Origin of the sequence: Castellaniella sp., from assembly GCF_049650445.1 — a bacterium.
GTDB lineage: Bacteria > Pseudomonadota > Gammaproteobacteria > Burkholderiales > Burkholderiaceae_B > Castellaniella.
The window spans coordinates 170,104-192,640 of the sequence record NZ_JBASAD010000017.1; the positions used below are offsets into that span (position 1 = coordinate 170,104).

20 protein-coding genes and 1 pseudogene are annotated in these 22,537 nt (G+C 64.6%); 14 read left to right on the plus strand and 7 right to left on the minus strand.

From position 1 onward, the window contains the following. The first annotated feature begins 11 nt into the window (after positions 1 to 11). From WA983_RS06380 to WA983_RS06405, 6 genes are read left to right on the plus strand one after another with little or no spacing between them, the layout of a single operon-like run. Positions 12 to 971: an alpha/beta fold hydrolase gene (locus WA983_RS06380; RefSeq protein WP_424250901.1), complete on the plus strand. Its 960-nt coding sequence runs from the start codon at positions 12 to 14 to the stop codon at positions 969 to 971. Between the two features lie 54 nt (positions 972 to 1,025). Then, positions 1,026 to 1,856: a PHP domain-containing protein gene (locus WA983_RS06385; protein ID WP_424250903.1), complete on the plus strand. Its 831-nt coding sequence runs from the start codon at positions 1,026 to 1,028 to the stop codon at positions 1,854 to 1,856. A gap of 10 nt (positions 1,857 to 1,866) precedes the next feature. Continuing rightward, entirely contained in the window at positions 1,867 to 2,421 is a 555-nt protein-coding gene (greB, locus tag WA983_RS06390; protein WP_424250899.1) for a transcription elongation factor GreB, read from the plus strand. A 54-nt stretch (positions 2,422 to 2,475) separates the two neighbouring features. Continuing rightward, positions 2,476 to 6,525: a phosphoribosylformylglycinamidine synthase gene (gene purL, locus WA983_RS06395; protein WP_424311751.1), complete on the plus strand. Its 4,050-nt coding sequence runs from the start codon at positions 2,476 to 2,478 to the stop codon at positions 6,523 to 6,525. A 32-nt stretch (positions 6,526 to 6,557) separates the two neighbouring features. Further along, entirely contained in the window at positions 6,558 to 8,018 is a 1,461-nt protein-coding gene (gene guaB, locus WA983_RS06400; protein ID WP_424250895.1) for an IMP dehydrogenase, read from the plus strand. A gap of 4 nt (positions 8,019 to 8,022) precedes the next feature. Then, a complete protein-coding gene (locus WA983_RS06405; RefSeq protein WP_424311752.1) occupies positions 8,023 to 9,225 on the plus strand; it encodes a M20 aminoacylase family protein in 1,203 nt (400 codons plus the stop codon). A 66-nt stretch (positions 9,226 to 9,291) separates the two neighbouring features. On the opposite strand, the gene WA983_RS06410 is transcribed toward WA983_RS06405, so the two are convergent. Further along, entirely contained in the window at positions 9,292 to 10,500 is a 1,209-nt protein-coding gene (locus WA983_RS06410; RefSeq protein ID WP_424311753.1) for a YbfB/YjiJ family MFS transporter, read from the minus strand. Between the two features lie 118 nt (positions 10,501 to 10,618). On the opposite strand from WA983_RS06410, the gene guaA reads away from it, so the two are divergent. Beyond that, positions 10,619 to 12,214 (plus strand): glutamine-hydrolyzing GMP synthase, encoded by a 1,596-nt coding sequence (guaA, locus tag WA983_RS06415; protein ID WP_424252378.1) that lies wholly within the window; start codon positions 10,619 to 10,621, stop codon positions 12,212 to 12,214. A gap of 57 nt (positions 12,215 to 12,271) precedes the next feature. On the opposite strand, the gene WA983_RS06420 is transcribed toward guaA, so the two are convergent. From WA983_RS06420 to WA983_RS06430, 3 genes are all read right to left on the minus strand, one after another. Then, positions 12,272 to 12,838, minus strand: coding sequence for a hypothetical protein (locus tag WA983_RS06420; RefSeq protein ID WP_424252376.1), 567 nt, complete (start codon positions 12,836 to 12,838; stop codon positions 12,272 to 12,274). Positions 12,839 to 12,925: 87 nt separating this feature from the next. After that, positions 12,926 to 14,707, minus strand: a complete 1,782-nt coding sequence (locus tag WA983_RS06425) for an alkaline phosphatase family protein (protein WP_424311754.1) — start codon at positions 14,705 to 14,707, stop codon at positions 12,926 to 12,928. A gap of 192 nt (positions 14,708 to 14,899) precedes the next feature. Then, positions 14,900 to 15,283 (minus strand): ACT domain-containing protein, encoded by a 384-nt coding sequence (locus WA983_RS06430; protein WP_424251762.1) that lies wholly within the window; start codon positions 15,281 to 15,283, stop codon positions 14,900 to 14,902. Between the two features lie 266 nt (positions 15,284 to 15,549). On the opposite strand from WA983_RS06430, the gene WA983_RS06435 reads away from it, so the two are divergent. The 6 genes and pseudogenes from WA983_RS06435 to WA983_RS06460 all read left to right on the plus strand — a co-directional run bounded on the left by WA983_RS06435 (position 15,550) and on the right by WA983_RS06460 (position 18,094). Continuing rightward, complete coding sequence (locus WA983_RS06435; protein ID WP_424251760.1) at positions 15,550 to 15,870, plus strand: ArsR/SmtB family transcription factor; 321 nt, start codon at positions 15,550 to 15,552, stop codon at positions 15,868 to 15,870. Next, a complete protein-coding gene (locus tag WA983_RS06440) occupies positions 15,867 to 16,298 on the plus strand; it encodes an SRPBCC family protein (RefSeq protein ID WP_424251758.1) in 432 nt (143 codons plus the stop codon). Before WA983_RS06435 ends, WA983_RS06440 begins: the two co-directional genes overlap by 4 nt. 80 nt (positions 16,299 to 16,378) lie before the next feature. After that, the gene (locus WA983_RS06445; RefSeq protein ID WP_424251757.1) at positions 16,379 to 16,771 is read left to right on the plus strand and encodes a VOC family protein; all 393 of its coding nucleotides are present in this window, start codon (positions 16,379 to 16,381) and stop codon (positions 16,769 to 16,771) included. 13 nt (positions 16,772 to 16,784) lie between these two features. Next, complete coding sequence (locus WA983_RS06450; protein ID WP_424251756.1) at positions 16,785 to 16,985, plus strand: hypothetical protein; 201 nt, start codon at positions 16,785 to 16,787, stop codon at positions 16,983 to 16,985. 206 nt (positions 16,986 to 17,191) lie between these two features. After that, positions 17,192 to 17,386 (plus strand): annotated as a pseudogene (locus WA983_RS06455) (GGDEF domain-containing protein); the annotation flags it as partial. Positions 17,387 to 17,512: 126 nt separating this feature from the next. Continuing rightward, a complete protein-coding gene (locus WA983_RS06460) occupies positions 17,513 to 18,094 on the plus strand; it encodes an N-acetyltransferase family protein (RefSeq protein ID WP_424251754.1) in 582 nt (193 codons plus the stop codon). A gap of 212 nt (positions 18,095 to 18,306) precedes the next feature. On the opposite strand, the gene dbpA is transcribed toward WA983_RS06460, so the two are convergent. Next, positions 18,307 to 19,695, minus strand: coding sequence for an ATP-dependent RNA helicase DbpA (dbpA, locus tag WA983_RS06465; RefSeq protein ID WP_424251752.1), 1,389 nt, complete (start codon positions 19,693 to 19,695; stop codon positions 18,307 to 18,309). An 86-nt stretch (positions 19,696 to 19,781) separates the two neighbouring features. On the opposite strand from dbpA, the gene WA983_RS06470 reads away from it, so the two are divergent. Next, positions 19,782 to 20,600: a thioesterase family protein gene (locus WA983_RS06470; RefSeq protein WP_424251750.1), complete on the plus strand. Its 819-nt coding sequence runs from the start codon at positions 19,782 to 19,784 to the stop codon at positions 20,598 to 20,600. A 27-nt stretch (positions 20,601 to 20,627) separates the two neighbouring features. Here WA983_RS06470 and WA983_RS06475 read toward each other — a convergent pair whose 3' ends face one another. Further along, entirely contained in the window at positions 20,628 to 21,494 is an 867-nt protein-coding gene (locus WA983_RS06475; protein WP_424251748.1) for a TIGR00730 family Rossman fold protein, read from the minus strand. Positions 21,495 to 21,599: 105 nt separating this feature from the next. After that, on the minus strand, positions 21,600 to 22,478 hold the full coding sequence (locus WA983_RS06480) for a lipid A biosynthesis lauroyl acyltransferase (RefSeq protein WP_424251746.1): 879 nt from the start codon (positions 22,476 to 22,478) through the stop codon (positions 21,600 to 21,602). Positions 22,479 to 22,537 lie beyond the last annotated feature (59 nt).

Sequence of the window (22,537 nt, forward strand, 5' to 3'; positions counted from 1 at the left end):
CGAGGTGCTCCATGCCTTCCGCTTTCCCCGCCGTTCAATTCGATCCGGTCGACGAGCCCCGCCTGGATTTTGTCGCCTGTGCCAGTCCGTCGGGCCTGCACCGCATGGCGTACTGGGAATGGGGCGATCCGGACAATGACCGGGTGCTGGTCTGCGTGCACGGGCTGACGCGTACCGGACGGGATTTCGATCCGCTGGCGCGCGCGCTCAGCCAGGAATACCGCGTGGTCTGCCCCGACGTCGTCGGACGGGGGCGCTCGGACTGGCTGATCGATCCGCTGGCGTACGTGATTCCTCAATACGTAGCGGATCTGACGACTCTGATCGCCCGTCTGCGGCCGGCGCGGCTGGACTGGGTCGGGACCTCCATGGGGGGCTTGATCGGACTGGGCTTGGCGGGCATGGCGACGGTGTCGCCCGTCCTGCGTCCCGCCCGGGGGGCGTGGGGCCTGGGCTCCATGCCCGATCTGCCGCTGGGCCGCATGGTGTTCAACGACATCGGGCCCGCGCTGGATGCGGACGGCCTGGCACGGATCGGCGAGTACGTCGGCCAGGACCTGCGCTTTGACCGCTACGAGCAGGCGGTGGACTATGTGCGGACGGTGTCCGCCAGTTTTGGGCCGCACGACGCCGAGGGCTGGAATGCGCTGACCGAGCACGTGTTCCACGAACAGGACGGCCATTGGGTCAAGCATTACGATCTGCGCCTGGCCCAGCCCTTTGCCTTGCAGACACCCGAAGCCACGGTTGCCGCCGAAGCCCTGTTGTGGCAGGCCTGGACCCACCTGCCCGTGCCGTCCCTGATCCTGCGCGGTGCGCAGTCCGATCTGTTGACACAGGCCACCGCGCAGCGGATGCTGGAATGCAATACGCGCACCCGCCTGATCGAATTCGATGGCGTGGGGCATGCGCCCACCTTGCGCAACGAGGCGCAGATCGCGATGGTGCGCGATTTCCTGCTTGCGCCCTGATTGTCGAGCCCGCACGAACCCGGCGGGCAGCCTGCGTACCGGTAGTCCATGCCTTTGAACGTCGACCTGCACAGTCATTCCTCCTGCTCTGACGGGGTCCTGCCGCCTGCGCAGGTGGCTGCCCGCGCCCATGCGCAGGGGGTGGACTGGTGGGCGCTGAGCGACCACGACGAGACCTCCGGACTGGCCGAGGCAGCCGCTGCGGCGCGCGAGCTGAGCCTGGGTTTCATCCCGGGGGTCGAGATTTCCGTGACGTTCTGCGAACGCACGATCCACGTGCTGGGGCTGAACATCGACCCGGCTCAGTCCGATCTGCGGGTGGGCCTGGCCGGCATCCGTCGCAGCCGCTTCGAGCGCGCCGGGGTCATCGCCGAACGGCTGCACGAGTGCGGCTTCGCCGATGCCTACGAGGGGGCCTTGCGGCACGCGGACAACCCGGACTTGATCGGCCGCGTGCATTTCGCCCGCCATTTGCTGGAACAAGGCCACTGCAAATCCCTGCAGCAGGCCTTCGACCGCTACCTGGGCGAGGGCAAGCGCGCCTTCGTGCCGACCCGCTGGCCCGATCTGGGGTCGGTGGTGGCGTGGATACGCGCGGCTGGCGGCAAGGCGGTGATCGCGCATCCCGGGCGCTACCGCTATACACCGCTGCAGTTCGACGCGCTGTTCGACACCTTCAAGGCGCAGGGCGGCGTCGGCCTGGAGGTCGTCTCCAGCGGCCATACGCCTGCCCAGTGCAGCCGCTACGCCCGTGTCGCGCAGGCCTACGGTTTCGAGGCTTCGCGCGGTTCGGATTTCCATGCGCCCGGCATCCCCCGTACAGAACTGGGCCGGGTGCCGCCGCTGCCAGACGATCTGACACCGGTCTGGCGGGACTGGATCTGAGGAACATCATATGAACAAGGCTTTCGTCAAAGAGTCGGATCACGACGAGGACGACGACCTGCCCGAATCCCAGGCGCTGCCCGCCGGGACGAAGAACTACATGACGGCGACCGGTTACCGGGCGCTGAACGACGAACTGATGCGTCTGATGAATGTGGAACGGCCCGAGGTCGTGTCCGTCGTGTCCTGGGCGGCGTCCAACGGTGACCGCTCGGAAAACGGCGATTATCTGTACGGCAAGAAGCGGCTGCGGGAAATCGATCGCCGCATCCGTTACCTGACGCGCCGCCTGGAGTCGGCCGAGGTCGTGGACCCTGCCCAGCAGCCCAACCGCGACCAGGTATTCTTCGGCGCAACCGTGCACTACTGCGACAGCCAGGGCGAGGAATTCACCGTCACCATCGTCGGTGTGGACGAGGCCGAGCCCCTGGCCGGGAAGATCAGTTGGGTCTCGCCCGTGGCCCGTGCGCTGATCAAGGCGCGCGAGGGCGACACCGTGACCTTGCGCACCCCCGCGGGGATCGAGGAACTGGACATTCTGGACGTTGGCTATCCAGACCCCTGAACGGTGGAAGGCGGCTAAAATAGACAGTTTTCCATGCCTTCGAGCCGTCCCGCCGTGACTACCGTACTGATCATCCCCGGTTCATCCGCTTTGTCCGACTTTCGCAGGGAACGCCTGTTGCGCACCCTGGCTGCCCGGGATCTGCCGGTGGCCGACGTCCGCGCCCAGGCCTGCCATTTCGTCGGCATCGACGGCACTCTGGGCGAATCGGACCAGGCGCGCCTGCGGGCGCTGCTGGATGACGGCCGCACGGCCAAGCCGCAATCCGCCGAGCGGCACGCGGCGCATTTTCTGGTGATTCCGCGCCTGGGGACGATTTCCCCCTGGGCCAGCAAGGCGACCGACATCGCGCGCCATTGCGGCCTGTCGCAGGTGCGCCGCATCGAGCGCGGGGTGCGCTACACCATCGTGCCGGAACGCCGTCTGCTGGGCGCGCGCGCGCTGGACGCGAACCAATTGGCCGCCGTGGCTGACTGCGTGCACGACCGCATGACCGAAACCGTGGTGGCGGATGATTTCGACGGCCAGGCGCTGTTCGCTTCCCTGGACGGGCAGCCCGTCCAGGCCGTGCCGGTGCTGGCCGAGGGCCGTGCCGCCCTGGAGGCCTGCAACGCGCGCCTGGGCCTGGCCCTGTCGGACGACGAGATCGACTACCTGCTGCGTGCCTACCGCGACCTGGGGCGCGATCCCAGCGACGTCGAATTGATGATGTTCGCGCAGGCCAACAGCGAACACTGCCGCCACAAGATCTTCAACGCTCACTGGACCGTGGACGGCCAGCCTCAGGCGCAGACCCTGTTCGACATGATCCGCGCCACCCATGCCGCCCAGCCCGAAGGCACGATCGTTGCCTATTCGGACAACGCCGCCGTCATGGCCGGCGGCCCGGCGCAGATCTTTCACGCGGCGGATGCCGCCGACACCGTCTACCGGCGTCACGACGTGGTGGCCCATACGCTGATGAAGGTCGAGACCCACAACCACCCCACGGCCATCGCACCTTTTCCGGGTGCGGCGACCGGCGCGGGCGGCGAGATCCGCGACGAGGGCGCGACCGGGCGCGGCTCCAAGCCCAAGGCCGGCCTGACCGGCTTTACCGTATCGAACCTGCGTGTGGACGACGCCGTCGAGCCCTGGGAAGACGCGGGCGGTGCGCCGGCCCGCATTGCCACGCCCTTGGACATCATGATCGAGGGCCCCATCGGCGGGGCTGCTTTCAACAACGAATTCGGCCGCCCGAACCTGCTGGGCTATTTCCGCAGCTTTGAACAAGAGGCCGGCGGCACGCGCTGGGGCTATCACAAGCCCATTATGCTGGCCGGCGGCCTGGGCCAGATCGACGCGCGCCTGACGCATAAAGACCCGTTGCCGCCGGGTGCGCTGCTGGTGCAGCTGGGCGGACCGGGCATGCGCATCGGCATGGGCGGCGGCGCGGCCTCCAGCATGGGGGCGGGCACCAATCAGGCCGAACTCGACTTTGATTCCGTGCAGCGCGGCAATCCCGAAATGCAGCGCCGTGCCCAGGAAGTCATCGACCGCTGCTGGCAGCAGGGCGAGTCCAATCCCGTCCTGGCGATTCACGACGTCGGCGCGGGCGGCCTGTCCAACGCCTTCCCGGAACTGGTCAACGACGCCGGGCGCGGCGCGGAATTCGAATTGCGCCGTGTGCCATTGGAAGAATCCGGCCTGTCGCCCGCCGAGATCTGGAGCAACGAATCCCAGGAACGTTACGTGCTGGCCATTCGGCCGGACGACCTGGACCGCTTTGCGCGCATCGCCGACCGCGAGCGCTGCCCCTACGCGGTGGTCGGTATCGCCACCGAGGAACGTCGCCTGCGCGTCACCCTGGACGAAGGGCTGCCCGGCCTGGACCGTCCGGCGGGCGAGGTGGACCCGGTCGGGATGCGGCCCGTGGACGTGCCGGTGGACGTCATCCTGGGCAAACCGCCGCGCATGCAGCGCAGTGCCGAGCGCGCCGCCGTGGCGGGCGAGGCCCTGAATCTCGGCGACATCGAACTGCCCGATGCGATCGATCGCGTGCTGCGCCATCCCACCGTGGCGAGCAAATCCTTTTTGATCACCATCGGCGACCGGACCGTGGGCGGCCTCACGGCCCGCGACCAGATGGTCGGCCCCTGGCAGGTGCCGGTGGCGGACTGCGCCGTCACCCTGCGCGATTACGAGGGCGTGGCGGGCGAGGCCATGGCCCTGGGTGAACGCAGCCCGATCGCGGTCCTGAACCCGGCGGCCTCGGGCCGCATGGCCGTGGCCGAAGCGCTGACGAACCTGGCCGCTGCCGGCGTCGCCCGCCTGGAAGACGTCAAGCTGTCCGCCAACTGGATGGCCGCCTGCGGCGCGCCTGGCCAGGATGCGGCCTTGTACGACACGGTATCCGCCGTCAGCGATTGGTGTCAGAGCCTGGGCCTGTCCATCCCGGTGGGCAAGGATTCCCTGTCCATGCGGACCGCCTGGCAGGATGAGGCGGGCGACCACCAGGTCGTGTCGCCGGTGTCGCTGGTGGTCACGGCCTTCGCGCCGGTGGCCGACGTGCGCGCCACCCTGACGCCGCAATTGCGTGACCAGGCCGACGGCTCCGTGCTGCTGCTGATCGATCTGAGCGCAGGGCGCCAGCGCCTGGGCGGCTCGGTGCTGGCCCACGCTTACGGCACCATCGGCACGGAAACCCCGGATCTGCACGACGCGGCCCTGCTGCGCACGGCCTTTTTGACGCTGCGCGAACTGGCGGCCCAGGGCTGGGTCCTGGCATGCCACGACCGCGCCGACGGCGGCCTGCTGGCGGCGGCGGCCGAAATGGCTTTCGCCGGCCGTCTGGGCGTGTCCCTGAATCTGGACATGTTGACCATCGACCCGCACACGGCCGATGCCGGTGACTACAAGATCCGCGCCGATCAGGTGTCCGTCCAGCACCATGAACGCAATCTGGCGGCCTTGTTCAATGAAGAGGCCGGCTGGCTGTTGCAGGTGCCGCGTGCGCGGCGCGACGACGTGCTGCGCCACCTGCGCCAGGCGGGTCTGTCGAACTGCACCCACGTGGTGGGCATGCCCAATACGCGCCGGGAATTGCAGGTCTTCCGCGACGGCACCGTCATTTACCAGCGCCCCCTGGCCGAACTCGGCCAGATCTGGAGCGAGACCACGCGGCGCATCATGGCGCGTCGCGACCATCCCGACTGCGCCCAGGCCGAATACGACACCTGGCTGGACGTCGAGGACCCGGGCCTGTCGCCGCGCGTGGGCTTCGATCCCCAGGCCGACGTGGCTGCGCCCTTCATCGCGACCGGCGCGCGTCCCCGCATGGCCATCCTGCGCGAACAAGGCTGCAACAGCCAGGTCGAAATGGCCTGGGCCTTCGACACCGCCGGTTTCGAGGCCGTGGACGTGCACATGACCGATCTGCTGTCGGGCCGCATCCGCCTGGACGGCATGAGCGGTCTGGTGGCGGTGGGCGGCTTCAGCTATGGCGACGTGCTGGGCGCGGGCGAGGGCTGGGCGCGTACCATCCGCTTCAACGCGGCGCTGGCCGACCAGTTCGGCGCCTTCTTTGCCCGTCCGGACAGCTTTGCGCTGGGTGTGTGTAACGGCTGCCAGATGATGGCGGCGCTGGCCGACTTCATTCCGGGCGCGGACGCCTGGCCGCGCTTCACGCGCAACGTGTCCGAGAAGTACGAGGCGCGCCTGTCGCTGGTCGAGGTTCTGGACTCTCCGTCCATTTTCTTTGCCGGCATGGCGGGTGCGCGCGTGCCCATCGCCGTGGCGCATGGCGAAGGCTTCGCCGATTTCAGCCGCCAGGGCGACGTCGCCCGGGTGACCGAAGCCATGGCCTTCGTCGATCACCGGGGCGCGCGCACGGAATCCTATCCGGCCAACCCCAACGGCAGCCCCGCCGGCCTGACGGCGGTGACCACGGCCGACGGCCGCTACACCGTCATGATGCCGCACCCGGAACGCGTTACGCGCAACGTCATGATGTCCTGGCGTCCCGAACGCTGGGGCACGGCGGACCAGGGTGGGGACGATACCGCGCACGGCGGCTACACGCCGTGGATGCGGATGTTCCGCAACGCGCGGGCCTGGCTGGCCTGACGGTATAATCGATCTTTGTGCGGAGTTCATCCATGCGTCTGATCAAGAAAGCCCTGACCTTTGACGATGTCCTTCTGGTCCCGGCTTATTCCCAAATCCTGCCGCGCGATACGCGCCTGACTACGCAGTTGACCCGGGGCATCCAGCTCAACATCCCGCTCGTGTCCGCCGCCATGGATACGGTGACCGAAGCGCGTCTGGCCATCGCCATGGCCCAGGAAGGCGGTATCGGGATCATTCATAAAAATCTCAGCGCCGAAGAACAGGCGCGCGAAGTGGCGCGTGTCAAACGCCACGAATTCGGCATCGTCATCGATCCGGTCACCGTCACCCCCACGATGAAGGTGCGCGACGCCATCGCGCTGCAGCGCCAGCACGGCATTTCCGGCCTGCCGGTCGTCGAGGGCGGCAAGCTGGTGGGCATCGTCACCAACCGCGACCTGCGCTTCGAGGATCGCCTGGACGTGTCGCTGCGTGAAATCATGACGCCGCAGGAACGCCTGGTCACCCTGACCGAGGGCGCCACCCTGGAAGAAGCCCAGGCCCTGATGCACCGCCACCGCCTGGAGCGTGTGCTGATCGTCAACGACAAGTTCCAGTTGCGCGGTCTGGCCACGGTCAAGGACATCGTCAAAAACACCGAACACCCCCTGGCCTGCAAGGATAACCAGGGCCAGTTGCGCGTCGGCGCCGCCGTCGGCGTGGGCGAGGGCACGGACGAGCGCGTCGAAAAGCTGGCTGCCGCAGGCGTGGACGTGATCGTGGTCGATACCGCCCACGGCCACTCGGCCGGCGTGATCGAGCGCGTGCGCTGGGTGAAAAAGCACTATCCCAACATCCAGGTCGTTGGCGGCAACATTGCCACCGCCGCCGCCGCGCTCGCGCTGGTCGAGGCTGGCGCCGACGCCGTCAAGGTCGGCATCGGCCCGGGTTCCATCTGCACCACCCGCATCGTGGCCGGCGTGGGCGTGCCGCAGATCACCGCGATCGCCGACGTGGCCCAGGCCCTGGAAGGCACCGGTGTGCCTCTGATCGCCGACGGCGGCATCCGCTATTCCGGCGACGTCTCCAAGGCCCTGGCGGCGGGTGCGTCCACCTGCATGATGGGCGGCATGTTCGCGGGCACCGAAGAAGCCCCTGGCGAGGTCGTGCTGTTCCAGGGGCGTTCATACAAGTCCTATCGCGGCATGGGCAGCCTGGGTGCCATGGCGGACGGCTCCGCCGACCGCTACTTCCAGGATCCCAACAACAACGTCGACAAGCTGGTGCCCGAGGGCATCGAAGCGCGCGTCCCCTACAAGGGCAGCGTCATCGCCATCATCTACCAACTGGTGGGCGGCATCCGGGCCTCCATGGGCTATTGCGGTTGCGCCACGATCGCGGACTTGCACGCTCAATCCGAATTCGTGGAAATCACCGCCGCCGGGGTGCGTGAATCGCACGTCCACGACGTGCAGATCACCAAGGAAGCCCCCAACTATCGGGCGGACTGATCGCGTGCCGATCAGCGACGTCCTGATCGACGCCGCGTCCGGCGTCCCTGAGGGCGTGCGGATCGGCGACGAACTGGCCCAGGCCATGCAGGCCTGGCGCCGGGACTTTCACCGCCACCCTGAACTGGGGCACCAGGAACACCGCACGGCGGCACGCGTCGCCGAACTGCTGCGGTCCTGGGGCATCGTGGTCCACGAAGGCTACGGCGGCACCACCGGCGTTCTGGGTGTCCTGAATGGCCGCCTGGGCGCAGGGCCGACCCTGGGGCTGCGCGCCGACATGGACGCGCTGCCCATGTCGGACGCGGGCGCGCACGATCACCGCTCGATCCGCGACGGGGTCGCGCACGCCTGCGGCCATGACGGCCATACCGCCATCCTGTTGGGCGCCGCCCGCCATCTGGCGGAGAACCCCGATTTTGCCGGCCGGGTCGTCTTCATCTTCCAGCCGGCCGAGGAACCCCTGACGGGCGCCCAGGCCCTGGTCGAAGCCGGCCTGTTCCGCGACTTTCCCTGCGACGAACTCTACGGCCTGCACAACAACAACTGCATCGGCCCGGGGCAGGTCGGTGTGCGTGTCGGCGCCATCCTGTCGGCCTGCGACCTGTTCGAGATCCACATCCGCGGGGTGGGCGGTCACGCGGCCATGCCGCATCAGGCCAACGATCCCATCGTCGCTGGCGCGGCGCTGGTGCAGTCCCTGCAGTCCGTCGTCAGCCGCAACGTCAGCCCCTTTGATACGGCCGTGCTCAGCGTCTGCCAGTTTCAGGCCGGCAGCGCCATCAACGTCATTGCCGACCATGCCGTGTTGCGGGGCACCGTGCGCACCCTGTCGCGCGAAGCGCAGACCCGGGTGCTGGAACGCTTGCGCGCGCTGTGCGAAGGCATGGCCAGCGGCTATGGCTGCGCCTTTGAATTCCGCCATCTGCTCAGTTCGCCGCCCACCATCAATCAGGCCGGGCCTGTCGAGCACGTCAAGCGCGCGGCGGCGACCGTGCTGGGCGCGGAGCAGATCGTGGACCCGGTCACCCCGCTCATGGCGTCCGAGGACTTCGCCTACCTGCTGGACCATTGTCCGGGTGCGTATTTCTTCCTGGGCCATGACGGTCTGACCTGCCATCATCCCGAATTCGATTTCGATGATGCGCTATTGCCACAAGGCGCGGCGATCTTTGCCACCCTGGTCTACCAGCGGCTGGCGGGCTGAGGGCAGGGGAGCCGTTTTCCCGTGATTCCTGCGCGCAGTGGCCTGGTCTGACTCAGGTCTCAGGTCTCAGGCAGGGCGCCCCAGCCGCATAATCGGGAGGACGCCCGCCAGCAGGCCCAGCGTCCCCAGCACCAGGGCAAATTCCAGCGATGCACCGAACCAGGCGTGCGTCAGGCTGAAGAAGATCGGGCCGATCAACTGCCCCAGGGCGAACGAGGCCGTCATCGCCGCCATCTGGCGCTTGGCGCCGGCCTGACCGACGACGGCCTGGGCCTCTTGCAGGCCGACCATCGTAATCACCATGAAGGTGCTGCCCACGCAGCAGGCGGCCAGCAGGATGGCCGGCAGGGCATGCCACAAGACGGGCGCCAGCACGCCCACCGCCATCACGACCTGGGCGCCGGCCCAGATCTGCGGTCGGGTATAGCGGCGCGTCAGACGGCTGGAAATGACCGTGGAGAGTGCGGCTGCCACGCCGAAGACGGGCCAGGCCAGGCTGAACAGCCAGGGGTCCGGCACCAGCAGCCGCGCCTGGGCCGGCAGGAAGGTGGCCGGCAGGATGTAGCCGAAGCCGTAGACCCCGTAGCACAGGATCAGGCCCCAGTGCAGAGACGGGGCGGCGCAGGCCGTCGCCTGCGTCGTGGCATGGCTGGATTCCGCCGCGGCTGTCGCCGGCGAGGCTGGGGCTGGGGCCGGCGTGGGTGCTGCGGCGTCCACCGTCCGCCACAGCATCGACGCACCCAGCAGCCCGGCCAGGGCGGCGGTCGCCAGCCAGAGCCAGGCGTGCGACGCCGTCGTCCCTGCGAGCGTCAGGCCCATGCAGGCCAGCCCGGCAAAGGCGATGCCGCAGCCCACACCTGCGAAGACCACGCCGCTGCGTTCCGTCTGCCCGGTGGCATTCAGACGTGCGATGCACAGCGCGGACGTCCCGATCAGCACCCAGGCGCTGGCCACTCCGGCCAGCAGCCGCCACGACAGCCAGCCCAGCCAGTGGCTGTCCAGCCCCATCGCCGCCGTCGCCAGCACCACCGTCCACAGGCCGGCCCGCAACAGCGTCGCGGGTGACCAGCTCAGATGCGTGACCAGCAGCGCCCCCAGCAGATAGCCCAGGTAATTGGCGCTGGCCAGCCAACTGCCCTGGGACAGGCTCAGCCCCAGATCGGTCTGCATCATCGGCAGGACGGGCGTGAAGGCGAAGCGGCCGATGCCCATGGCAACGGCCAGGGCCAGCAACCCGGCCAGGGGCAGGGGAATGCGAGAGGCGTGGGATGCCATGGGCGGTGATCTCCTTGAGCCCTCTACTTTAATCCCATCAGTGTCCCGTCGCGCCGCGACATCCGGGGCGTCCCTGGGTTACATTAACGCCTTGAACAGCCCATCCGAATCGCCCATCATGCACCACCAGCGCATCCTCATCCTGGACTACGGTTCACAGGTCACCCAGCTCATTGCCCGCCGTGTCCGCGATACCGGTGTGTATTGTGAAATCCACCCGGGCGACGTGAGCGACGATTTCATCCGTGAACAGCAAGCGCAGGGCCTGAAGGGCATCATTCTGTCGGGCAGTCATGCCTCGGCGTATGCCGATGAATCCTTGAAAGTCCCCGCCGCCGTCTTCCAGGCCGGCGTGCCGGTACTGGGCATCTGCTACGGCATGCAATCCATGGCCTTGCAACTGGGCGGCCAGGTCGAATTTTCCGACCACCGCGAATTCGGCTACGCCGAAGTCCGCGCCCACGGCCATACCCGTCTGCTGACCGGTCTGCAGGACTTCGAGACCCCCGAAGGCCACGGCATGCTCAAGGTCTGGATGAGCCACGGCGACCGCGTCACGGCGCTGCCGCCGGGCTTCAAGCGCATGGCCTCCACCCCGTCGTGCGAGATCGCCGGCATGGCCGACGAGACGCGCGGCTTCTACGCCGTCCAGTTCCATCCCGAAGTCACCCATACCTTCCAGGGACAGGCCATCCTGGCGCGTTTCGTCACCGAGATCTGCGGCTGCGCGCGCGACTGGAACATGCCCGACTATGTGGCCGAGGCCGTCGCCCACATCCGCGAGCAGGTCGGGTCCGACGAAGTCATCCTGGGCCTGTCCGGTGGTGTGGATTCTTCCGTCGCCGCTGCGCTGATCCACAAGGCCATCGGCGATCAACTGACCTGCGTCTTCGTCGACCACGGTCTGTTGCGCCTGAACGAAGCCCGGCAGGTCATGGACGTCATGTCCCGCAATCTGGGCGTTCGCGTCATCCACATCGACGCCAGCGAGCAGTTCCTGGGCAAGCTGGCCGGTGTCGCCGACCCCGAGGCCAAGCGCAAGATCATCGGCCGCGAATTCGTCGAAGTCTTTCAGGTCGAGGCCGGCAAGCTCAAGTCCGCCCGCTGGCTGGCCCAGGGCACCATCTACCCCGACGTCATCGAATCGGCGGCCTCCAAGACCGGCAAGGCCGTCGCCATCAAGTCGCACCACAACGTCGGCGGCCTGCCCGAGACCCTGAATCTGAAGCTGCTGGAACCGCTGCGCGAACTGTTCAAGGACGAGGTGCGCCACCTGGGCCTGGCCCTGGGCCTGCCGCCCGAAATGGTGTTCCGCCACCCGTTCCCCGGCCCTGGCCTGGGCGTGCGCATCCTGGGCGAGGTCAAGCGCGAATACGCCGACCTGCTGCGCCGCGCCGACGACATTTTCATCACCGAACTGCGCAACACCATCGATCCCGAAACCGGCAAGTCCTGGTACGACCTGACGTCCCAGGCCTTCACCGTCTTCCTGCCGGTGAAGTCCGTGGGGGTGATGGGCGATGGCCGCACCTACGACTACGTCGTGGCCCTGCGCGCCGTGCAGACCACCGACTTCATGACGGCGGATTGGGCGGAACTGCCTTATTCGCTGCTGAAGAAGGTGTCGTCGCGGATTATCAATGAAGTGCGCGGGATCAATCGGGTCACGTACGACGTGTCGAGCAAGCCGCCGGCGACGATCGAGTGGGAATGAGTGGAAATAAGGGCGGGTTTTTAAGAAATCGATTTAAATAAACAAATTTCTTTAGATTTATCTATTGTTTGCGGAGTATTTGATTTGCACGGGCATCCGGGCGAGTCGTCGATAAAGAATCTTATCGCCCAAGATGGGCCACCAATCGTATAGAAACATCTCCATAGGGCGCCATAAAGCCACCCATCCGCCAATCTCCAGGCTATGGCGTAGCGTTGTCGCAAAACCGCCTACGCCGAGCAATTGAGATGTGGTCAAAGTCGTGGCAAGAAATGCCAAACCGATGATCAGGCTGATGACGCCGCGTCGCAGGTGTAGTCGTAGTTTGCGCTGGACTTGGGTCGATCGGTGGGCGAAGTAGGCTCGGGTGGCATCACTCACCGCGTGATCGCTTCGGGCCAGAGGGGCTGCCTGATCCACATGGAGAACCAGTGCCAGTAGGGCTTTGGCAGGAAGCTCTCTCGCGCTTTCGACAATGTGCTCCGCCACATTGGGATGCAAGTCTTGTTTGTATGGCGGAGCCGGGTCCATGAGATCGAACAGCTTGTTCAACTCTTGCAGGCGTACTTTGATGATGCTGGAGTTGGCAGGAATCGCTTCTATGCTGGTGTTTTGAGAATTCATGGGGTGCGGACCCTATCTTTAAGAAGCAGATAGCTCTCGGGAAATGAGATATGCGAACTCTAGACCGAACAGCGGACTTTACGAGAGTCATGCAACCGGTGGAACTGCGAGCAAGTGATTCGAGAAGCTGTTTTCGGTTTCACATCGCCAAGTCGCCCACAGCTTGCATCCCTCGGTCACGCCCATGTCCAGCTCCAAGGCCAGCCAGTTGCGCGCTGCCATGATGTGCTTGTCATACCCCGGGAAAGGCATCACCTCCGCTACATACTGCACGTCGATGTTTTGCGGTTGCTTGGCGTTGGTGTTCAGCCAGGACAGGAACAGCCGCTCCATCACGCCCATGAGCGAGGGATGAACCACGGCCGACGAGGTGAATTGGTGGATCTGCGACCAGGTTTCTGAAGCAGGCAAGTCTTTCCGGTAGGCCGTGCCCCAGGCCGCGACGTGCACGTCGCCCGACACAAGAGACACCCTGATCTTCTTGTCGCGCGCCAAGTGGGAAAACACTTCCAGAAGGCGCTTGCGCTCACCTTCGTGGTCATCGTGGGACCAGTGATCCTTCAGGTCGTCGGCATTGCTGTCCGTGACGTGGTCTTGCCCAAACTTGTCCATAAGCGACTCGGCCAGGGGCAGCTTCGGATGCACCACGGGGACCGAGGACATGAACAGCAGGTGCTGGCAGGCACTCTTGGGTTGTGCGTTCGCGTTGCCAGATTCCAGATTTCGGGTCCATTTCTTGATCTGGCTCCAGGTTTCCGAACCCATCACTTGCGCCCGTGAGCGCTCGGTGCGCAGATCAGCCGCCAAGATGGCCACTGGGCCGATGGAATAGGCGGAAGTGAATCCCGGTTGGCTATCTAGCAGGGGCAACGCCAGCGAATCATTTGCGAGCACCTGGCTCCACGCGAAGGGCTTGAGCAAAGGGTCCTGGCGGGAAAAGCCCGCCGGCGTCGTGTCTTCCAGCTCGGGCAGGTCGTTCAGCGCATGCTGCATCTGAAATACCCAGAAGGCGCGTCGGGCGTGGCGGAACAACGTTTGAAAGAGCGGACTGTTCTGCATTTCGCAGCTGTACGAGCCCCAGCCGTCGAAGATGTCGTGGTCGTCCCACATCATCACTGTGGGGATGGACGCCATCGCAGTACTCGCGTCCAGCGTGGCCGTAGGCGACGACCAGGGCTTCCTCTCGCTGGGCAGCCACCGTTGCTTGTACAGCCCAAAGTAATAGGCCTCTATCTCGCGATCCAGCGCCTTGGTGATCTTGAAGTCCAGTTGCGCCTGCCGAGGCAGGGCCACCCACTGGCGCAATGCCTTGATGTCTTCCCAGATTGAGTCGAAGTAGATCTGGTCGCCTCCCATGAGCATGAGATGAAAGCGCTGCAAGCCTTTGTCGTGGATGCGCTTCTCATGCCACAGCTGCTCCTTGTCCAGCAGTTTGGTTTCGCCTACACCTTGTTTTCTGCGTAGCGTGCGGTCGTGGCTGTAGAGCAGGTCTTCCCACACCGCATCGGATGTGCGAACTAGCTTGCGCATCACTGCCGGATCGGAAAAACCGTTACAGGACACATAGGCCATGCGCGGCGAGAAATCCTTGCCGGGCACCGTCATGCTCCAAGTCAGCCCGCCTGGAATGCCGTAACTCACCGTGCGCTCGTTCTTCAAGACTTTGCAGGACAGGTCGTAGCGCAGATAGCGTTCGCCCTGGATGGCCATTAACTCCTTCGGCGTGGGGCAGGCCTTGCCATCCATCTGCATCGTCGGAACGGCAGCGCTTGCCTTGAGGCCCACCAGCGCACTCACCTTCCATACATCGCCTTTACCGATGCCGCGGAACGACAGCACCGGTCCGAGAAGAAGATCCTTTTCGTTCATGTTCAGCCCCCTCAGGTATTCAGTTCTTTCACCACCACTTTGACGATCCGAGCGCGAGATACTGCCCTGCGCGCCACCAGCGCCGCCTCACCAGTCTGTTGCAGCCATTCAAAGAACCGTTGACTGGCGTGTCGCGTCTGAGCAATGGGATCGGCGTGACACGGACCGCGTGCGGCCCACGGGTGTGCATACTCAAAACAGAGCATGACCCGCATTCTCCAGCAGACCACGCGCTTTTTTCAGGTCACTCGATTTCACAAGCATGTGGTCTCCATCGAAGGTGGAAACCACAAAAATCCCGATGCCGTTGGTTGATAAAGGCTCGATCACGGAGAGCACGACGCCGGTTTCATCAAAGGCAAACGGGCCTTGAAACTTGAAGCATGACCAACCGCCATCCGATTGCACATCTTGCGGGATGCGATCTTGCAGGCAGACGATGGAAAGCTCGTCGTCGGTACGGCTGATGCTGGCGAATCCGCCCCCATCGGCCCACGCCGGAACAGGATCGGAAGAGGGTAGACGGGCCACCCCATATGCACCGCTCAACAGCCGTAATTTGACGTGAGACGTCATTTGAGTTTACTTCCCTGACAAAATCGAAATGGTGTTGTGCCATGAACAAAGGCCGTCTGTCCCTCCCGACAAGGCCGGCCCTTTGATTCCGGCTTGAAACTGCTCTGCTTGGACGGTTTTTTCGTCAGTGGCCGTCCGGTTTGGGGATTTCAGAAGCAAGTCCTGGTGCCGGCAAGGGGATCTTACCGCTTCAATTCCGACTTGACTGATACATATCTGATTGGTTATCATATATCTAAATGGTTATGAATTTGGATAGTGGGACAGTGAACACTCAGGACGCACTGTTTAGAACGCTTGCCGATCCGACGCGCCGGGCGATCTTCGAACGGCTGTGCCGCGAGGGCGAGCAGACGGTCGGGGCACTGACGGCCCGGGCAGGGGTCTCGCAGCCGGCGGTGTCGAAGCATCTCGGCATTCTGAAGCAGGCCGGGCTGGTGCGAGACCGTCATGCAGGGCGACAGACGCACTACAGTGCGCAACTCGGCGCCCTTGCCCCGCTGATCGACTGGACAAACCAGATGACAAGCTTCTGGCAAGGCAGGTTTGACGACCTCGAAGACCTGCTCAATCGGATGGATCAATGAACGACATATCGACCAAGACACGCTCCGTCGTTGTTGAGCGCGAAATTGCCCATCCACCAGAAAAAATCTGGCGGGCGCTCACCCGGCCTCATCTGATCGAAGAATGGCTCATGAAAAATGATTTCAGTCCGGTCGTGGGCCACCGTTTCAACCTTCGCGGCGCTTGGGGAGGCGTGCTGGACTGCGAAGTGCTCGTCGTCGATCCGAACACAACTTTGTCCTATACGTGGAACTTCACGCACGACGATCCCGCCTTCGATCTGAAGAGTGTCGTGACCTTCACGCTCGAACCCACGAGCATAGGAACCCGCCTGCGTATGGAGCAATCGGGCTTCCGGCCCGATCAAAAGCGGGCATTCGGCGGCGCGCAGGCCGGGTGGCAGAATTTCTTCGAGAAGCTGGAGCAGGTCTTGCCCCAAACCGATTAAAGAACCATCCGTACGATTCCAAACGATGCGTCTGTTGCCCTGGGCGCAACCTCACCACGCAAATAGCAAAGGAAGCACTCATGAAGATCAAATTGACCAGCGTGTATGTCGATGACCAAGAGAAGGCTTTGCACTTCTACACGCAGATTCTGGACTTCACCAAGAAGGCAGACTTCAGCAACGGATCGTTTCGTTGGCTGACGGTGGTTTCACCCGACGAGCCGGATGGGACTGAGCTGCAACTCGCACTCAATGACAATCCGGCGGGCAATGCCTACCAGCAAGCTATCTTCCAGCAGGGTCAGCCTGCGGTCAATTTCTACACCGATGACGTCAAGGCTGACTATGAGCGCATCAAAGCGCGTGGCGGCAATTTCACCATGGCACCGACCGAGGTGACCGGCTCGACAATCGCCCAGTTGCATGACACCTGCGGCAACATCATCCAGATCACCCAGTTGGCGCGTTGGTAACCACGGAATCGAAGTGCTTGAAGTCCGGGATGTCGTCGTCCAGCGCCTCAAACAAGAGGTGCCGGGACAGCTAGGCCAGTTGACCCGCCGAATGGCCGATGCCGGGATCAACATTGAAGTGCTCTACAGCGACCACGATCATCAACTCGTGCTTGTCGTTGATCAGCCTGAAGAAGCGCGTGTTGTTTCTGCCAAATGGGCAGATGACACATAAAACAACCCGGACGCGCAGGTAGCAATTGCCGGATCGCCGCTCGGTTGAGTGCCTGCATAAGGAGGATAAAATCGGGCGTTCGTTGTTCAATCGGTGATTGACCATGCCGCAGTGCCATCTCAACAACAAGAATGATGCGTTTCCCGCACCAGATGCATGAACGCCATACTGGAACAGTTCGCAAGAGCGGAAAGGTTTCCTGATCCATGAATGCGACCGTTATCCTGGGCATGCTCTGCGTGCACCTGATGTGCTTTTGCCTGATGTTCCTGCTGATCAGTGTCCGGCTGAATGGCAGGAAAATGGGTACGGACGTCTTTGCCGCCGGTCACCTTCTGCTCGGCCTGGCTTATTTCCTGCAGTTGATGGGAGGTGCGCCCGGCTGGGGGGTGAGGAGTTTGAGGCGACCTTCTCGATGAGATCACTGATTTTGCTTTTAGGAAATCTCATGCAATATGGAGGCTTTGGCGCGGCCACGAACCGTGGGCGCCAGTTTTCCAAGACGACTGGACGATGGAATGAATCCAATGTTTGACTTGAATGCTTCCGGCCCAGGCGGCGGGATCGAGGTGCGGGATGCGACCCCGGAGGATGTCGCAGCCATCCAGCGCATCTACGCGCATCATGTGCTCAACGGCATCGCGACCTTCGAAGAAATTCCTCCCTCGGTCGATGAGATGTCAGACCGGCGCGCCGCCGTCTTGCAGGGCGGGCTGCCGTACCTGGTGGCGCAGGTAAGCGGCAAGGTGGTGGGCTATTGCTATGCGACCGCCTATCGTCCGCGCCCCGCCTATCAGTACACCATCGAAAACTCCGTCTACGTCGAAGACGGCATGGACGGCAGAGGGGTGGGCAGCACGCTCTTGCGTGCGCTGATTGCGCGGTGTGAGCAGGGGCCGTGGCGTCAGATGGTCGCGGTGATCGGCGATCGTGCGAATACCAGTTCGATCATCCTGCACCAGAACTGCGGGTTCCGCCATGTCGGGATTCTGACCGGAGTCGGCTTCAAGCTGGGCCAGTGGGTGGATACGGTGCTGATGCAGCGCGCCCTGAGTGGCGGCACCGAGACGCTGCCGATGGCCGGGCAGTCGAAGACCGGCGCGCGCTAGGGGCTCTTTCAGGGGCGTGCCGTCCCAGGACGGAAAGCGTCCTGCAAGCGCGGCAGCAACGCGGCAGGCTCTGTGCGACTCACGCACACTTCGGGCGTGCCGTGTCAGTCCGCGCAACGCTGGATGGCCCGGGCCACCAGCGTGTCCAGGTCGGCATCTTTCAGTCGGGGTTTCTGACCGGGCCGTGGGTTCCAGCCCCCGTGCCGGCGGGCTCAGAATTCCTCCAGAAACCGCATGCGGAACCGGCGCCCCTTGATCGGGCTATTGGCAATCCGTGCAAACGCCTGCCTGGCGATCTGGCGGTCCAGCGCGACGTATGCGCGGAACTCGGTGATGTTGATCTTGCCGACCTGTTCGAACGTCAGGCCGCCGTCGCCGGTCAGGGCGCCCAGCAGATCGCCGGGGCGCAGCTTGTCTTTCTTGCCGCCCTGGATGCACAAGGTGATCATGGGCGTGCGCAGGGGGTGACCCGATTGGGGGCGCAGCGACTTGAGATCAGCCCATTTCAGCGCAGTGCCCTGGTACTGCTGTACCATGTCGGCCCAGCGCATTTCCTCGGGTGTGCACAGGCTCAGCGCCAGCCCTTTCTGCTCACCCCGGCCGCTGCGGCCGATGCGGTGCACGTGGACCTCGGTGTCCCGGGTCACATCGACATTGATCACGGCGCCCAGGTGCTGGATGTCCAGACCGCGCGCAGCGACGTCGGTGGCAACCAGGACGGTGCAGCTCTGGTTGGCGAACTGGATCAGGATCTCGTCGCGTTCCCGCTGTTCCAGATCGCCGTGGATCGCCTGGGCACTGATGCCCTCGAACTGCAGACGCTCGACCAGGTCATGGCTGCGGATCTTGGTGTTGCAGAAGGCCAGCGTAGAGACCGGGCGAAAGTGGTTCAGCAACCTGACCACGGCGTCCAGCCTTTCGGCCTCGTCGATTTCGTAGAAGATCTGTTCGATGCGGTCGGCGTCGTGCAGGACTTCGACTTTGACCTCGGCCGGATCGCGCAGAAAGCGGGCGCTGAGCTTGCGGATGTTGTCGGGGTAGGTGGCCGAGAACAGCAGGGTCTGGCGCTGGGTCGGGCAGTGCGCGGCGATGGCGACGATGTCGTCGTAGAAACCCATGTCCACCATGCGGTCGGCCTCGTCCAGCACCAGGGTGTTCAGGCCGGACAGATCCAGGCTGCCGCGTTCCAGGTGGTCCTGGATGCGGCCGGGCGTGCCCACCACCAGATGAGCGCCGCGCCCCAGCGATTCAGCCTGGGGGCGCGCGGCGGTACCGCCGCACAGCGTCAGCAGTTTGACGTTGGGAATCAGGCGGGCCAGCCGGCGCAATTCCTGGGCGACCTGGTTTGCCAGTTCGCGGGTCGGACAGACCACCAGGGCCTGCGGAATCAAACGATCGGTATTCAGCTTCTGCAGCACGCCCAGGCCGAAGGCGGCTGTTTTGCCGCTGCCGGTCTTGGCCTGTGCGATCAGGTCGCGGCCCGCCAGGATCAGCGGCAGGCTTTGCGCCTGGATGGGCGTCATGTGTTCGAAGCCCAGGCCTTGCAGATTGTCCAGCAGGGCGGGCAGAAGGGGCAGGGAGGAAAAGGCCGTGTCGGTCACGATAGGACGGTTTGTAGAACCGTAAAAGATTGAATGACCGTCAGTGTATGCTTTTGCCGCATTCAGTGAACGCTATACTCTTGCGCATGCCTACTGCCCCTAACCGACACCTCGGCCATGATGGCGCATCCTATCCGGATGCCTTCTACGTGCGCCGTGGAGAAACCGAATTCCTGTCCACCCTGCATGCCCAGGGCGCCTGGCAGGCCGGCGAGCAGCACCTGGCGGCGGCCTCCGGCCTGGTGCTGGCCGAGGCGGAACGCCGCCTGCCCAGCGACAAGCTGGTGTCCAGGGTGTCGTTCGACGTGCTGGGCGTCATCCATTCCGGGCCATTTTCCATCGATGTCCGGATGGTGCGGCCGGGCCGCTCGATCGAATTGATCGAAGCCAGCATGCGCCATGGGGACCAGGTCAGCGTTCAGGCCCGGATCTGGCGCCTGGCCGCGAGTGATACGACGCGGGTGCAAGGCTCCGAATGGACGCCGCTGCCGCCGCCCGACGAGATGCCGCCCTTGACATTCTCATCGGTCTGGGACGGTGGTTTCATTGCGTCACTGGAAGCCCGTCAAAAAAGCGACGCCCGCCCGGGCCAGGGGCAGAGCTGGTTGCGCACGTCCTATCCGCTGGTGGCCGGCGAGGTCGATCCGCCTGTCGCAGGCTTTGTGAAACTGGTCGATACCGCCAACGGACTGGTGGTGCGCGAGAATCCGAGCGAAGTTTTTTTCGCCAACGTCGATCTGACCATCCATCTCATGCGCCAGCCCGAAGCCGGCTGGGTCGGGTTCGACACGCGGGTGAATTTCGGTCCGACCGGGCTGGGCGAAACGTTTTCCGTCCTGAGCGACATCCACGGGCCCGTGGGCACGGCGGCGAAAAGCCTGACCGTGCGACTCCGCGACCGGTAGACGCCCGCGAGGGGCGATCGGGCTGGATCAGGCCGGAGCGGTTTTGTCCGTCGAGGCCGAGTGGAAGCGCTCCAGGGCGGCGAGGATTTCCTCGGCGTCGTCGGCGTACTCGAACAGATTGATGTCTCCCGGCGCGATATAGCCCTCGTCGATCAGGTAGTCGAAGTCGATGGCGCGGCGCCAGAACGCGCGCCCGACGAGGACCACGGGGATCGGGTCCATCTTGTGCGTCTGGATCAGGGTCAGCACTTCGAACAGTTCGTCCAGCGTGCCATAGCCGCCCGGAAAGGCGACCAGGCCGCGCGCGTGGATCAGGAAATGCATCTTGCGCAGGGCGAAGTAGTGGAAGCGGAAGGCCAGTTCCGGCGTGATGTAGGCATTGGGGGCCTGCTCGTGCGGCAGGGTGATGTTCAGTCCGATCGAGCGCGCCCCGGCGTCGTACGCGCCGCGGTTGGCGGCCTCCATGATGCCTGGTCCACCGCCCGTGACGACGACGAAATCGCAGCGTTTTTCCTGCTGGAAGCGCGCCGAGATCAGTTGGGCGAAGCGCCGCGCTTCTTCGTAGTACCGCGCCTGTTCCACGCGGCGGCGGGCCTGGGCCAGTTCCCGCTCCCGCGCCGGATCCGCCGTTGCGACGTCCTGTTGCCGCTCCAGCGCCGCGAGCCGATCGCGCGCGGTGGCGGTATCGCGCACGCGGGCGCTGCCGAAGACCACCACGGTCGAGCGCACGCCCTGCTCGTTCAAGATGCGCTCGGGCTTGAGCAGTTCAAGCTGCAGACGCAAGGGACGCAGGTCCTCTTGGGTGAGCAGATCCATGTCCTCGTAGGCGAGGCGGTACGTGGGCGACTCAAGGATGGCGCGCAGGCGCGCGGCCTCGTCCAGCGGGGGATTCATCGCCGGTCCGCCCGGGCATCCGGCGGGCGGCTCGGAAATGGGCTCGGGGGACGGAGGGGACTTGGGGGAAGGTGAATCGCTCATGTCGTCTTTCTCGCAGGATGTTCAGTAGACCGACGCCTCGCCTTGCGGGCGGCGCTTGAAGCGGCGGTGCACCCAATAGTATTGATCGGGTGTCTCGCGGATGCGCGCCTCGAGGAACTGGTTCATCGCCAGCGCGTCGGTCCGGACGTCGCCGCTGGGGAACGCGGGCAGAGGCGGATAGATCCGCAGCTTGTAGCCTCGGTAGTCGGGCAGGACTTCCGAGACGAAGGGCACGACGCGGGCGCCGCTCAAGTGCGCCAGGCGCGACACGGCGGTCAGGGTGCAGGCCTGCACGCCGAAGAACGGCACGAATACCGAATCGCGCAGCCCGAAGTCCATGTCCGCTGCCAGCATGATGGGTGTGCCGGATTTCAGGATGCCCAGGATGTCGCGGGCGCTGCCGTGGCGCGGAATCATCGTCGAGCCGAACCGCGAACGCCGTTCTCTTGAAATCGTCTCCGCCACTTCATCCGACATCGGCGTATAGATGGACGCGACCGGATGCAGTATCGAGTAGTACATGCAGACGGCTTCGATGGCGGCAAAATGGAACCCCAGGAATATGGTCGGCTGGTCGTAGCGATCCTGCAAGTCGATGGCGCTGTCCAGCTCCATCCGGTCCGTGATGGCCTGCGCGCTGCCGTACCATTGCAGGCCGCGTTCCAGGTAGCTGCGGATGACGTGCTGGAAGCTCGCCCGCGCCAGGCGCTCGCGCTGGGCTTCGGATTGTTCCGGAAAGCACAGGCGCAGGTTGGTGTGCAGGATATGCCTGCGTTTTCCAGGGATCAGATACAGCAGAGATCCCAACGTCTCGCCCAGCCGGGCGACCAGTCCGTAGGGCAGGGCGGAAAGACCGCGAAGCAGGCCCGAAAGCAGGGCGGTCAAGGTGCTGTTTTTCATGAGGGTGGGCGAGCCCGGGCGGGAAGCCCGCATCGGGCCGAAGCCGCATCCTAGCATGG

Bases quoted from the DNA above. Each gene is read 5' to 3' on its own strand.
- WA983_RS06445 (WP_424251757.1), top strand. From the start codon at position 16,379: ATGAAGATCAAATTGACCAGCGTGTATGTCGATGACCAAGAGAAGGCT.
- WA983_RS06440 (WP_424251758.1), top strand. From the start codon at position 15,867: ATGAACGACATATCGACCAAGACACGCTCCGTCGTTGTTGAGCGCGAA.
- WA983_RS06410 (WP_424311753.1), bottom strand. From the start codon at position 10,500: ATGGCATCCCACGCCTCTCGCATTCCCCTGCCCCTGGCCGGGTTGCTG.
- WA983_RS06460 (WP_424251754.1), top strand. From the start codon at position 17,513: ATGTTTGACTTGAATGCTTCCGGCCCAGGCGGCGGGATCGAGGTGCGG.
- WA983_RS06420 (WP_424252376.1), bottom strand. From the start codon at position 12,838: ATGAATTCTCAAAACACCAGCATAGAAGCGATTCCTGCCAACTCCAGC.
- WA983_RS06470 (WP_424251750.1), top strand. From the start codon at position 19,782: ATGCCTACTGCCCCTAACCGACACCTCGGCCATGATGGCGCATCCTAT.
- guaA (WP_424252378.1), top strand. From the start codon at position 10,619: ATGCACCACCAGCGCATCCTCATCCTGGACTACGGTTCACAGGTCACC.
- WA983_RS06480 (WP_424251746.1), bottom strand. From the start codon at position 22,478: ATGAAAAACAGCACCTTGACCGCCCTGCTTTCGGGCCTGCTTCGCGGT.
- WA983_RS06425 (WP_424311754.1), bottom strand. From the start codon at position 14,707: ATGAACGAAAAGGATCTTCTTCTCGGACCGGTGCTGTCGTTCCGCGGC.
- WA983_RS06380 (WP_424250901.1), top strand. From the start codon at position 12: ATGCCTTCCGCTTTCCCCGCCGTTCAATTCGATCCGGTCGACGAGCCC.
- greB (WP_424250899.1), top strand. From the start codon at position 1,867: ATGAACAAGGCTTTCGTCAAAGAGTCGGATCACGACGAGGACGACGAC.
- WA983_RS06475 (WP_424251748.1), bottom strand. From the start codon at position 21,494: ATGAATCCCCCGCTGGACGAGGCCGCGCGCCTGCGCGCCATCCTTGAG.
- guaB (WP_424250895.1), top strand. From the start codon at position 6,558: ATGCGTCTGATCAAGAAAGCCCTGACCTTTGACGATGTCCTTCTGGTC.
- WA983_RS06430 (WP_424251762.1), bottom strand. From the start codon at position 15,283: ATGACGTCTCACGTCAAATTACGGCTGTTGAGCGGTGCATATGGGGTG.